At 37.3% G+C, this 12182-nt stretch carries 13 protein-coding genes; 4 read left to right on the top strand and 9 right to left on the bottom strand.

Annotated elements, in window-relative coordinates:
• Window positions 1–240: 240 nt before the first annotated feature.
• The 6 genes from HNP36_RS14955 to HNP36_RS14980 form a co-directional block, all read right to left on the bottom strand.
• Window positions 241–2160 carry a DUF2207 domain-containing protein gene (locus HNP36_RS14955; RefSeq protein ID WP_184165290.1) on the bottom strand — a complete coding sequence of 640 codons (1920 nt, stop codon included), beginning with the start codon at window positions 2158–2160 and terminating at the stop codon, window positions 241–243.
• Between the two features lie 3 nt (window positions 2161–2163).
• Window positions 2164–2715, bottom strand: coding sequence for a LemA family protein (locus HNP36_RS14960; protein WP_184165293.1), 552 nt, complete (start codon window positions 2713–2715; stop codon window positions 2164–2166).
• 239 nt (window positions 2716–2954) lie between these two features.
• Window positions 2955–3266 carry an NIL domain-containing protein gene (locus HNP36_RS14965; protein WP_184165296.1) on the bottom strand — a complete coding sequence of 104 codons (312 nt, stop codon included), beginning with the start codon at window positions 3264–3266 and terminating at the stop codon, window positions 2955–2957.
• 369 nt (window positions 3267–3635) lie between these two features.
• Window positions 3636–4307, bottom strand: a complete 672-nt coding sequence (locus HNP36_RS14970; RefSeq protein ID WP_184165299.1) for a YiiX/YebB-like N1pC/P60 family cysteine hydrolase — start codon at window positions 4305–4307, stop codon at window positions 3636–3638.
• 49 nt (window positions 4308–4356) lie between these two features.
• Window positions 4357–4839: a DUF1801 domain-containing protein gene (locus HNP36_RS14975; RefSeq protein ID WP_184165303.1), complete on the bottom strand. Its 483-nt coding sequence runs from the start codon at window positions 4837–4839 to the stop codon at window positions 4357–4359.
• 123 nt (window positions 4840–4962) lie between these two features.
• A complete protein-coding gene (locus HNP36_RS14980) occupies window positions 4963–6759 on the bottom strand; it encodes a T9SS type A sorting domain-containing protein (RefSeq protein WP_184165306.1) in 1797 nt (598 codons plus the stop codon).
• Window positions 6760–7116: 357 nt separating this feature from the next.
• Between HNP36_RS14980 and HNP36_RS14985 the strand changes: the two genes are divergently transcribed.
• From HNP36_RS14985 to murB, 3 genes are read left to right on the top strand one after another with little or no spacing between them, the layout of a single operon-like run.
• On the top strand, window positions 7117–8322 hold the full coding sequence (locus HNP36_RS14985) for a pyridoxal phosphate-dependent aminotransferase (protein ID WP_184165309.1): 1206 nt from the start codon (window positions 7117–7119) through the stop codon (window positions 8320–8322).
• Window positions 8323–8333: 11 nt separating this feature from the next.
• Window positions 8334–8819: a hypothetical protein gene (locus tag HNP36_RS14990; protein WP_228456392.1), complete on the top strand. Its 486-nt coding sequence runs from the start codon at window positions 8334–8336 to the stop codon at window positions 8817–8819.
• A 3-nt stretch (window positions 8820–8822) separates the two neighbouring features.
• Entirely contained in the window at window positions 8823–9836 is a 1014-nt protein-coding gene (murB, locus tag HNP36_RS14995) for a UDP-N-acetylmuramate dehydrogenase (protein ID WP_184165312.1), read from the top strand.
• A 32-nt stretch (window positions 9837–9868) separates the two neighbouring features.
• Here murB and HNP36_RS15000 read toward each other — a convergent pair whose 3' ends face one another.
• Both HNP36_RS15000 and HNP36_RS15005 read right to left on the bottom strand, forming a co-directional pair.
• Window positions 9869–10342 carry a hypothetical protein gene (locus HNP36_RS15000; RefSeq protein WP_184165315.1) on the bottom strand — a complete coding sequence of 158 codons (474 nt, stop codon included), beginning with the start codon at window positions 10340–10342 and terminating at the stop codon, window positions 9869–9871.
• Between the two features lie 7 nt (window positions 10343–10349).
• A complete protein-coding gene (locus HNP36_RS15005; protein WP_228456394.1) occupies window positions 10350–10868 on the bottom strand; it encodes a type VI secretion system amidase effector protein Tae4 in 519 nt (172 codons plus the stop codon).
• A gap of 70 nt (window positions 10869–10938) precedes the next feature.
• Here HNP36_RS15005 and proC point away from each other — a divergent pair, with 70 nt between their 5' ends.
• Window positions 10939–11742 (top strand): pyrroline-5-carboxylate reductase, encoded by an 804-nt coding sequence (gene proC / locus HNP36_RS15010; protein ID WP_184165318.1) that lies wholly within the window; start codon window positions 10939–10941, stop codon window positions 11740–11742.
• On the opposite strand, the gene HNP36_RS15015 is transcribed toward proC, so the two are convergent.
• A complete protein-coding gene (locus HNP36_RS15015; RefSeq protein WP_184165322.1) occupies window positions 11723–12145 on the bottom strand; it encodes a VanZ family protein in 423 nt (140 codons plus the stop codon). The two genes, proC and HNP36_RS15015, sit on opposite strands and share 20 nt — an antisense overlap.
• Window positions 12146–12182: the final 37 nt, after the last annotated feature.

The following is a 12182-nucleotide window of genomic DNA, read 5'->3' on the forward strand; positions in this document are numbered from 1 at the left end:
ACAGATAGCCAAGCTTATAGAATTACAAAGTAAGCTCATAGAAAAATTGTTAAAAAAATAAATGCAATAAATTGAAACAGCTTATGTTTTCAAGAAAGGTTAAGTAAAACATAAGGTGCATATTATACAAATCCCGGAACAATTATTCCGGGATTTGTATTTTATAAGATGATGAAAATTATCAGATCATTTTCTGTACTTTTCTGGTAATTGTATGATAACTTCCGGTTTATTTGGAAGCTACCAGCCGCCTCCACCACCACCTCCACCGCCTCCGCCAGAGAACCCACCACCACCAGATCCACTGCTTGAACTGGATGGTTTGGTAGATGCAGACTGTATGGATTGCGTAAGGCTTGAGTTCAACGTATTGGCAAAAGCATAGTGATTCATTACACCACCGTAGTACCAGGTATTATGATATTCTGCGGCTGTATTTTTCAGCAAATCATCAAATTTCTGTCCCCAGATCTTATCTACACCCATTACCATAGCAAAAGGAAGAAGGGTTTCAAAAACCTGTGGAGTCATTTGGGGTGGATTGTGAAATTTCAGCTGTTCGTTTTCTGCCGCTCCCATATACATTTTAAACCCGTCTATCAAAGACTTTTTCCTCAGTTTTTCTTTCGATGGCTGCCTGATTAAATATTGGTATACCACCATGACCGAAAATGCCAGCACATAAAAAATATAGCAGGCATTGAAATTCATATTTTCAGCACCGCCACCTCCCGCAGAAATGATTCCTCCAACTCCCAGAATTACAACAAAAGGAAGGGGAATCAAAAATTTCCATGAAGCATTTTTCATTAAAAAGGTTATTACAACCAATGCGATAAAAAGAATAAAATACAAAGCTGCCCCTGCAAAAACCCTTTCAAATTCCGGCAGTAAAGTATAGCTGATAAATAACCCAAGACCATACACAATGGTGATTATCAGCCAGGGAAGCACCAATTTCGTTGTATTGTTTCCTTCATTTAAAAAATTATCATGCAGAAAGCTCAGTGTTCCTTTAAAATTCTGAACAGCCGTTTCAATCTTCGAATTGTATTTTCCATCAAATTTTACAGAATCTCCATATTCTGAAAAAAGGCTGTTCAACAGGTTAATTTCCTCTTTTGGAAGGCTCTCGTCTGCCGGTTTCAGCTTTTTCAATGTAAAGGTTTTGGTATTAAAAAATCCCAGTACACCTGAATCTTCACCTTCTATGATCTTTACATATCCTTTTACGGCAAGGCTGACAATGGCTGCCGTGAGATATTTATTTTTAAAACTTTCGGAATTGATATATCCCAGAGAGGCCGGCGAAAGGTTCTCAGGAACATTAAATTGGGGATAAACTGTAGGTGATTCGGGGTCTATTCCATATTTCATCCATGTTGAATAAAGATACAGGAGTAATCCCAGAAAGACAATGCAGCCAACAATTAAAATCCCGTACTTTTCAAGAAAAGTAGGTGGCGGCGGTGGAATCATTATTCCTTTCTTAAAACCTACCGCAATAGTAAGCCCTTCATTAGCCTTAAGCCCTGAAGCGCCCCATTCTATGGAATTATCCGAAAGTATTTTGGAAATACAGTTCTGGCTGTTACTGCCATAAGCTCCCGTATAACAGGAGTTTTGAATGATCCCGGCTCCGGCAGGAAGGTTTACTCTGGCGGAAATAGTATCTGCATCAAAATCCCAATACGTGCCATTTACATTCCAGTAAAACTCATCGTATTGATCAAAAAAACCAATCTGGTTTCCCGTTTTATATTTTATTTCATAGTCGTAAGTTCCGGGATCGAGGATAACATCTTTATTCCCAGCATATATTTTCAGATAACCGTCTCCTGTTTCCTCATGATAGTCTTCATTTTCCCCGTTTTTTTTCACTGAAATAATATTGTACCTTACTTTCTGCGTTTTATTATTCAGGTTCCTGGATAAAGGCAACGCCCGGAAAATTCCTCTTTTGATATTATTTCCGAGACTGTATACCTTAATATTTTCAGTAACGGTAATTCCCGAATTTTCATCCACATCAATATCGGAATGGAAAGAAATGATCTTTTCCGGACCGGTAATAGTGGACTGATCAGTTCGCTCCAAATCATTCTGGGCAAAGACTATACAAAAAAACTGAAGCAGGAAGATCTGCAGCAACTTTTTCATTTCTTAAAATTTTACGGTTGGAACTTCTCTTTCTGCAATATTTTCCAGTTCAAAGAATGGCGATTTTTCAAACTTGTACATATTGGCAATCATATTACTTGGGAAAGACTCTATTAATGTATTATTTTCACGGACAGTTCCGTTGTAATATCTTCTGGATTTCTCAACATCATTTTCTATAGAAGTAAGTTCACCCTGCAGCTGCTGGAAATTGGCATTAGCTTTCAGATCCGGATATTGTTCTGCTACGGCAAATAAATTCATCATTGCCTGATTCAGGTTTTTCTCTGCTGCTTCTTTAGCCTGAACAGAATCTGCGCCTACAGCCTGGGTTCTGGCTCTTATCACACTGTCAAGGGTTTCACGCTCATGAGTGGCATACCCTTTTACAGTTTCCACAAGATTAGGGATAAGGTCGTGACGCTTTTTAAGCATGACATCAATACTGCTCCAGGCTTCCTGAACCAAATTTTTCAGTTTTACCAGGCGGTTGTAGATGGATACTGCATAAATAAGGCAGATTGCTATTAAAGCAATAATAATGATTATGGTCATAATTTTTATGTTTTATTCTTTAAAAGTAATGTTTTTTTGGATCAGAAAGGGAATTAATTATTTTTTAGTCTGTTTAGCACATTAGCTGGGATGTAAGGTAAGGTACATTTAAGATCAATCATTCTGATTTTTAAAGCCTTGATCGATTTTTTTTAAATACCCCATCCTTAATTATAATAAAAAAAGTACCCGATAAAAAACCGGATACTTTCTTGTAATTAAAACTATATGAATCTCCCCTAAAAATACTTCCGGCAGTTATATTCCACCATGGTATTTAAAAGTTTATTTTTATTCAGATAAAATTCCAGCTGCTGGTAATCATCTGAATTCACATTAATATATAACTGCACTGAACCAAAACTATATCCATTGACATATTCTACATTAGCTGACAATACCCTGTGGCAGATCCCGAACTGATTATAGATGGTATTCATTAAATGCTCAAATTTCATTTTGCCGTTTAATTCTATTTCCAGTATCAGTTCTTTTTTAGGCAGGCCTATTTTATTATGAATTACCTGCAGTGTAGGATTAGGTGTAATCATCACTAAATAATTTTTTGGTTAAACATTTTCTAGATCATGGTTGCTTTCTTGCGTTAAATCTTTGACAAAAATATAAAAAATTATTAGTCCACCAAATTAGTAGACTAATATTTTAAAATTTTTCTTCATTAGGCAATAAAATATGAATATTGGATTTTGTTTTTTATCTCTCGCCGATTGAGCAGATAAAGCAGATTTTTTTACAATAATAAAGATCCTTCATCAAATCAACGGAGTTGATTTTTCCTTTGCTCTCTTAAACTATTTACATTGATAATAAACCTTTGCCTTTAAATTATCTTATTTATTTAACAAAAAAACCTCTAAAGACCCAACATCTTCAGAGGTAATATTTATTCAAAAGTCTATTTACAACTCTCCTATTTTTTCCAGTTTTTCCGAAGCAGCCAGTCCGTTAGGATTGCATCCAGGTTCTCCTTCCGGAACTTTAAGGTTTTTCTTTTTATAAAACTCGGTCCAGAATTCATTGGTTTTACCGGTTTTAGGATCTATGAAAGTCATGGGCTCCAGTTTGAATATATGATCTTCCCTGAATGCTCTTTCAATATAATCTGAGCAGTAATAAGAATTTTCATCCAAGATGTAATTGAAGTTATAAGGCTTCCCCAGCATGGATTCAGCTTTTTTAAGAGCAGAAGAAATAGATTCCTGATACTCCTGTTTCAGGCGGTAAATTATTACTTTCTGGCCGTCATCAGCCTGATCTTTAAGGAAAGCTTTTAAATCCTGTTTTTGGGAGCCTCCTTTTGGAGCTGCATGCAGCACATACCAATGATTACTTTCCTTTTCTACAATTCCTATATGATCAAATGATGCTTCTTTCTGTTTTTGGGTTACGTTATTGATTGCTCCTGAAAGCCCGGTTTCTTTCGCAGTAACAAAAAGCAGATCTCCATTCTTCAGTTTCCCGGACACAGCCTGAGAAGAGCAATACTGCAGCAATACAATTACAACACAGAAAACAGTATAAAGTAAGGTTTTAGAATTTTTTTGAAGCAGGTCTTCTTTGCATTTAATCATAACATTTCTTTCATTGGGCGCCTTGGTTTACAATTCATTATAAGATAACCTATTTTCCTTTCGATGCTGGTTCTTTTGATCTCTTAAACTGAGTTTCATAGATATTAATCCAGTTTTCGACTGTCATTTTTTTGCTGACCTCAGCAATAAGCTCAAAGGGAATATCATCCATTTTCTTGAAACGTACACAGGATTTCCCCATATCCAGCTTTCTTTTTGAATGCTTTGGATATTCAGCTACGAACCAGTCCAGCAATTGAGGGTCCGCATAGATTCCCATATGATAGAATGCAATAAAATTTTTCTGTGAAGCCAGCCCCATGAATGGCAACGGAGAACCCGGAGTACAATGATAACCTGCCGGGTATGTTTCAAGAGGAACCTGCCAGCCAACCATTCCATAACTGACTCCTTCCTCGAAACCTTTTGGAAGGCTGTCACTTATAGTATCAAACAGTTTTCTGAATACTTCCTGTCTTTCTTCAGGAATTTTTGAAATATAATCATTTACGGAGTCTGCTGGAATTTGCATGTTCAGTGAGTTTTAATTTCCTCCAAAATAACAAAATTTATGGATATCGTTGTTCAAAATTTCAAATAAAAAAGCAGCAGTACATGACATACTGCCGCTCAGCTTTATTGACATTAAAAAAATTTACTTTTTGATTGCTTTCACAGTAGATTGCGAGCCGTCCTTAAAATAGACGGTTACAAAATACATCCCTGTATTCAGCATGCTTAAATCAAGTTCTTTTGCAGCTCCTGTAAATGTTTTTACAGTTCTGCCTGAAGCATCCCCTACCGATACGGATTTCACTTCTCTGGTATCTGAAATATAAAGAATATCTTTGAACGGATTGGGATGAACTGATACTTTCTTCATACTTTCTTTTACTTCTGATGTACTCAGCTGCGCGCTTTCAACTGTAAAGTTATCAACATAGAAGTTATAATCAGGATCGTCATTTACACTTCCGTCCGTTGCGTAAAAAGCAAATACGGTATTGGCACTGTTATACCCTGTTAAAGTGTAAACGTACTGGGTTGATGTATTAGCAGGTGCATTAGCCTGATTCCAGGTTTGCAGAACGTTCCATGTAGTTCCGCCATCATTGGAGGCTAAAAACTGAACTACATCATCTGATCCCATCGGTGAGGCATTGGTACTAAGATATGCTGCCACACCATAATCAAATTTAACTTTATATGTTCCTGCAGAAAGATTGAAAGGCACTGTTTTAAGCCATCCTGTTCTGCCTGTAGTATACAGATTGATTGTTGCCGATCCACCGGACCCTGTACCTAAAAATCCTCCTGAAGCCCAATAAGAAGTTGTTCCTGTAGGACCTGTAGCAGGAGTTCCTCCTGAAAGACCACTGCCCCAGCATGTTCCCGGAAAGCTGCTGAAATTATTAGTATATGCAGGAACCATAGAACCACACAAAGTGGTAAATGTTCCTGAAAACGACCAGCCGCTTTGGGACGTCGCAGTACTGCAATTGGTTCTTACCCAATAATAATAAGTTGTACTGGGTGATAAAGACGGAATGTTAAATGATGTTCCTGTTACTCCCGGATGATTAGGCGCTGAGGCAGCTGTAGGCGCTGTAGAGCTGGTACTGTAATAAATATCATAACCCACTGCCTGAACGCTGGCTGGTACCGTCCATGAAACCTGAGCTGAACTTGAAGTAAGAGTTCCTACAGGCTGAAGTGTGGGAGCTACACAATCCGTATAAACATCAGCTGAAAAAGCAAAAACATTTGCTATTCCTGTACCGCTTACTTTCGTTACGGTGACACTTTGAATAGGTTTAGTCTGGTTAGCTGCATCAATACTCAGTGCGGCCTGATATAATCTCGGATTTGTAGAATTCGGTTCCAAAACATTATTGGTCCTGTTGATTCTTCCGATTCCCTGGATTGCATAGCTTGACCCGCCATACCAGTCAGAGATACTTACCCCGGAAAATACCTGGGAAGTGTTGTCTGTAAAATTAACTGTTACATTAACTGTACATGCACCGCTACCACCGGTAGAAAGCATATACAGCTTAAAGGCAGGAACCGGATTGGTAAACGTAAGCATCCCGCTATTACTTCCGGCTGTATTGCTGGAAATCTTTAAAGAATTGTTTCCGGACAGATCACCAAGCTTGAAACTCAATCCTGATGTAGAGGCCACTGCTGAATTAATGATCCCGTTAACCGGAAGCCCGTAAGTAAGCGGAGTACTGCTGGAAGTAAGCTGAAAGTCCCTTGCCACAAAAGCAAAAGATACACCGTCTACATCATCTGTGGTAGATGTTGCGGAAGAACCAATTCCATTAGCAATTACATCAGCCGTGTATCCGGACTGAACAGGCATAGTCTGAAAATTTTGGGCATGTATTACTGATGCCGCGAATAGAGTCAAGGCATGCAGGACTCCCAATGGTAAATGTATTTTCATAATTATTTTTATTAGTGCTTAAACTTAATAAAACAACCAATATAAAACAAATATTTTTACACAATAAATAAATATTCATCAATAATATTACGATATTGATATTTATATATAAAAACATTATCTACTGACCAAATGTTTTATTCACATTTTATTGTATTATTTTAACAATTTCAATCATTTTGACAGCTATCAATTTCCAACAGCTATCATTTCAATTAGCAACTGTAATAATCAGAAAGCAAGAATTAATTTTAATAAACTGATTTTCAACACAATTAAAAAGCCATTAAAATGAACAGCAGGTTATTTTATTATTGGGAAATTAAATCTTATTTTTGCCATACAAATTTTTGAACAATGCCAAATATTTCAAACAGAGCACAGCATATGCCTGCCTCACCGGTAAGAAAACTGGTTCCTTACGCTTTAAAAGCAAAACAGCAGGGGATAAAAGTATATCACCTTAATATCGGACAACCTGATATTGAAACACCGGAAACAGCTTTAAATGCTTTAAAGAATATTGACCTTAAAGTATTGGAATATGCACTTTCTGAAGGTAATATAGAATACAGAAAAGCTCTTACTGAGTATTATCATTCATTAGGTTTTTCAGATCTTACGCCTGATAATTTCATTGTTACCAACGGAGGTTCGGAAGCTTTAAACTTTGCTATTTCCACTTTATGTGATGATGGTGATGAAGTAATTATTCCTGAACCTTACTATGCCAACTATAATGGTTTCACCAGTGCGTTCAACGTTAATGTGGTAGCTGTACCGTCTACCATTGATACAGGTTTTGCCCTTCCTCCGGTTGAAGAATTTGAGAAAAAAATCACAGAAAAAACAAGAGCAATCGTTATCTGCAATCCGGGCAATCCTACAGGATATCTTTACACCCGTGAAGAGCTTCAGAAGCTTGCTGAAATTGCTTTAAAATATGATATTGTTGTTATCTCGGACGAAGTATACAGGGAATATGTTTATGATGGAAAGCAGCAGGTATCTATGCTGGATTTTCCTGAACTTAGCGACAACTGTATTATCATAGATTCAGAATCCAAGCGTTATTCTATGTGTGGAGTGAGAATCGGATGTATGGTAACACGCTCTAAAAAGATCCATGATGCAGCTATGCTTTTTGCACAGGCAAGACTTAGCCCCGTTCTTTTGGGCCAGATTGCAGCTGCGGCTGCACATCAAAACGATGGAGCTTACATCAGATCGGTAAGAGAAGAATATACCCACAGAAGAAATATACTGGTAGATCTTCTGAATGCCATTCCCGGAGTAATTTGTCCAAAACCGAGAGGAGCCTTTTATTGTGTTGCAGAACTTCCGGTAGATGATACTGAGAAATTCGCTCAATGGCTTTTGGAAAAATATTCCCTTAACAAGGAAACGATCATGGTAGCTCCTGCAGGAGGATTCTACAGCAACCCTGAATTGGGAAAAAAACAGGTAAGAATTGCTTATGTCCTGAAAGAGGAAGATCTTAAGAAAAGTGTTGAGATTCTTAAAGATGCATTAAAGAAATACAGAGAAGAATTCAGTCTCTAAAAAAATAATATATGATGCCGGCAAGAAAAAATAAATCCCTGAAATTCCTGTTTTCAATATTTTTGCTGCCGGCATTTTTTTCCTGTGACGGAAAGAAAGAACAAACTTCTGGTCAAAAAAACGCGAATGAAATAACTTTTATCAGTTTATCCAATATCGGTGGCGACCAGGGAGACTACAAAATCATTAAAGTCACAAAAGATTCCATACATGCAGAACAGGGCATTACAGCCCGCCGGATTCACACAGAATGGGACTCGGCCATTAGTGCACATACATGGGAATATCTTATCTCATCGATCAATACAAAAGATCTTGATATAATACAAAGCTCTCCAAGCAAACAATCCGTAGACGGCATTGATGAGACTTTCCAGATAAGAACCCCGAAGAAGGCTCATATCTACGTTAATTCTTATGCAGACACAGTGCATTACAAACAGCTAAAGCAGTTTAAAGAACAGCTCAGCATTATTATTCCCAAAGAATACAGATAAACCATGCAAGAAAATTTCTCCTTACAACCTTATAATACATTCGGCGTTGACGTTAATGCAAAATACTTTGCTGAAGTACAGAGTATTGAAGAATTGAAAAACGCAATCAGCTATTCAAGAAAACATGAGCTTCCAATTTTACTTCTGGGCGGAGGAAGCAATATCCTGCTGACTAAAGATTTTGATGGCCTGGCCATTAAACTCAGCTTAAAAGGAATTTCAGAGGAAGATCTTAACGGGAATGAAGTACTGGTAACCGCAAAGGCCGGAGAAAACTGGCATGAATTTGTGTTATACAGTCTTGAAAAAAACTATGGCGGGCTGGAAAATCTTTCCCTGATTCCCGGAAATGTAGGCACTTCACCCATGCAGAACATTGGAGCTTACGGAACTGAAATAAAAGACATTTTTGTCAGCTGTACCGTCTTGGATCTTGAAAGCCTTGAACTTAAAACATTTAATCTTGAACAGTGCCGTTTTGGTTACAGGGATTCTATTTTCAAGCAGGAAGGAAAAGGAAGATATGTGATTCTGGAAGTGAGTTTTAAATTAACAAAGAAAGATCACCGCATCAAAACGGAATACGGAGCGATAAAAACAGAACTGGAAAATCTAGGGATTTCTTCACCTACAATCCAGGATGTTTCAAAGGCTGTTATCAATATCAGACAAAGCAAACTGCCGAATCCAAAAGAAACAGGAAATGCAGGAAGCTTCTTTAAAAACCCCACCATTCCTTTAACTCAGTTTGAAGACCTGAAACAGAAATTTGAAAATATTCCGGGATATCCGAACGGAAATGAAGTAAAAGTACCTGCCGGATGGCTGATTGAGCAATGCGGATGGAAAGGCAAACAAATAGGCAATGTTGCTTCGCATAAACTTCAGGCATTGGTCATTGTGAATGCTACAGGAAAAGCTACAGGAAAGGAAATTTTTGATTTTTCAACAGAGATTATTAATTCTGTTAAAGAGAAATTCGGGATTGAGCTTGAGCGGGAAGTGAATATTTTATAATTAATTATGAAAGAATTCGAGCTCCATATTTTTTAATCATGGGCAAACCCCCAAAAAATTTTCTCATCGGCTCCGCTATCTGCGCAGGTGAAGGAATGGGTTAATGTTTTCGGAGTAATAACAATACTGTCTTTTTTAAATAATAATCCCTGCAATCCTTTCCCACAAATCCTGCCGGACTTTTTATCTATATTCCCCAGAATTACCAAAGTATGATCCACTCCTGCATCAGGGTAGGAAAAATTTTCAACTTTATTTCCCTCCCACCTGAGAAAATAGCATGGAGGTGAAATTTTTATACTTCCTGATCCGGATAGTTTTGAATCAATCTTTAATTCCGCTTTTCCATTATTATCTATTAATTCTAATAACACCCCGTCAATCAATGTGGTATCAGTAACTATTACAGCATTACTTTCAGTAATTGATTGAGGTAATTTCTCTTTATCTTTTTTACATGAAAGAATGAGAAATAAAATTGAAACTACAAATAATATATTTTTCATGATCATTTTAAATTAAAGGCCAAAACCAGATCTCAGTACCCCTGGACAGATAATCGTAAGCATCACCGCCTTTCAGTTCTATACCATTCCATACATCAATGTGATCGGTAGCGCCCCATCCATCTTTAATGAAGATAATTCCTTTTGCGTTTCTAAAGCTTTTATGGCTCATCGTTGGATATTTTTCCCGTTCCAACAGCAACCTGTTTCCAAAAATTTCAGAATGTGTATTAATCCAGCTGGCAAGTTCCTGTGCCCTCAAAATATGTTTAAAGCCATCTTCATGCCTTTCCCAACATTTCACACCTCCAAATGACATCAGATCTACCCCTGATTTTTCGAGAGCTACGCTCATACGAATGGCACATTGATTAGCATGCTTCGATCTGTCACAAGGAAATACCCCGTTACCCGGGTGATTTTTCCATAAAATATCAAACCTCACCATATCAAAATAGTTTTTCTCTAAGTTAGCAAATCTTACATTATTCACAAATTTGGGAATACTTTTTTTTAATATATTCAAAAATAAAAATTACCGGATCACATCCGGGAAAGATAAAAACATTATTTTAGCTGAAAAAAGAGCACATAACATGAAAATCGCTATTCTCGGAGCCGGCAATATGGGCCTGTCCTTTTCAAAATCATTTTTAAAATATGAACTGATCAAACCGGAAAATCTTCACCTGATCACAAGAAATCAGTCCAAAATTTCCAGGATAGCAGAAGAGTTTCCAAAATCCACCATTTCCACTTTTGAAGAAACCAAAGAACTGGATGCCGATCTTATTATTGTTGCTGTAAAGCCTCAGGATTTCCAGCATGTTACCCAGAATTTTCAGTTTACATTAAAAGAAAACCAGATGGTTCTTTCCATCATGGCCGGAATCAAGATTGAGAAAATTCAGAAATTATTAAATCATCCTCTTGTTGTAAGAGCCATGCCGAACTCTCCTACCCTTTTAGGAATGGGAATTACAGGCTATACTGCCGCAGAAGGCATTTCTTTCAGCCAGTTGATTAATATTGAAAGACTACTGAACAGTACCGGAAGGTCCGTATATCTGGAAAATGAAGATCTGCTTGATGGTGTCACCGCACTTTCAGGAAGCGGGCCTGCTTACTTCTACTATATTATTGATGCCATGATAAAAGCCGGTATAGAAATGGGCATAGAGGAAAATCTCTCTAAACTTTTCGTAAAGCAGACTATGCTTGGCGCTTATCACCTGATCAACAATTCTGAAAAGAGCCTTGAAGAACTTATTAAAGATGTAGCCTCCAAAGGCGGAACTACTGAAGCTGCTTTAAAAACTTTCAACGATCAAAATCTTAAAGAAGTTTTAAAAAGCGGAATCTTAAATGCAGAAAAGAGAGCTAAAGAACTAAACGGCTAAATCTTTTCTCAATCAACCGGCAAAGCAACCATCCGAGATACACCCCAAAAGTATTAAGAATGATATCGTCTACCTCAAATATTCCCATTCTTGTAAAGTACTGAAGCGCCTCAATAATAACAATGGAGGAAATAAATGCGTAAAGAAGTGTTCTCAGGTCCCTGAACCGGGGGAAAGCCCAGCCAAGAAATCCAAAAGGCACAAACATTACGATATTACCTAAAACAATAGTCACAATATATTTCAGTTCAACAGCATTGTGGATAAATTCTAACGTGGAAAAAACAGGTTCCACCGTAATCTGGTTATCTTCATACTGATACCTCCCCATTCCAAAAAACATGAGGTAAAGTAAAAACAATGTATACGGCGCAATAATGATTTTATAAAATTTCTTTAACATCGGATGCAAATTTATTCATTTCAAAAACATTAAATCC

This window comes from Chryseobacterium shigense, assembly GCF_014207845.1.
Taxonomy (GTDB): domain Bacteria; phylum Bacteroidota; class Bacteroidia; order Flavobacteriales; family Weeksellaceae; genus Chryseobacterium; species Chryseobacterium shigense_A.

Excerpts from the sequence above, each read along its gene's own strand:
- HNP36_RS14990 (WP_228456392.1), top strand. The coding sequence starts at position 8,334 with ATGATGCCGGCAAGAAAAAATAAATCCCTGAAATTCCTGTTTTCAATA.
- HNP36_RS14960 (WP_184165293.1), bottom strand. The coding sequence starts at position 2,715 with ATGACCATAATCATTATTATTGCTTTAATAGCAATCTGCCTTATTTAT.
- proC (WP_184165318.1), top strand. The coding sequence starts at position 10,939 with ATGAAAATCGCTATTCTCGGAGCCGGCAATATGGGCCTGTCCTTTTCA.
- HNP36_RS14965 (WP_184165296.1), bottom strand. The coding sequence starts at position 3,266 with ATGATTACACCTAATCCTACACTGCAGGTAATTCATAATAAAATAGGC.
- HNP36_RS14970 (WP_184165299.1), bottom strand. The coding sequence starts at position 4,307 with ATGATTAAATGCAAAGAAGACCTGCTTCAAAAAAATTCTAAAACCTTA.
- HNP36_RS15000 (WP_184165315.1), bottom strand. The coding sequence starts at position 10,342 with ATGAAAAATATATTATTTGTAGTTTCAATTTTATTTCTCATTCTTTCA.
- murB (WP_184165312.1), top strand. The coding sequence starts at position 8,823 with ATGCAAGAAAATTTCTCCTTACAACCTTATAATACATTCGGCGTTGAC.
- HNP36_RS14985 (WP_184165309.1), top strand. The coding sequence starts at position 7,117 with ATGCCAAATATTTCAAACAGAGCACAGCATATGCCTGCCTCACCGGTA.
- HNP36_RS14980 (WP_184165306.1), bottom strand. The coding sequence starts at position 6,759 with ATGAAAATACATTTACCATTGGGAGTCCTGCATGCCTTGACTCTATTC.
- HNP36_RS15015 (WP_184165322.1), bottom strand. The coding sequence starts at position 12,145 with ATGTTAAAGAAATTTTATAAAATCATTATTGCGCCGTATACATTGTTT.
- HNP36_RS14975 (WP_184165303.1), bottom strand. The coding sequence starts at position 4,839 with ATGCAAATTCCAGCAGACTCCGTAAATGATTATATTTCAAAAATTCCT.
- HNP36_RS14955 (WP_184165290.1), bottom strand. The coding sequence starts at position 2,160 with ATGAAAAAGTTGCTGCAGATCTTCCTGCTTCAGTTTTTTTGTATAGTC.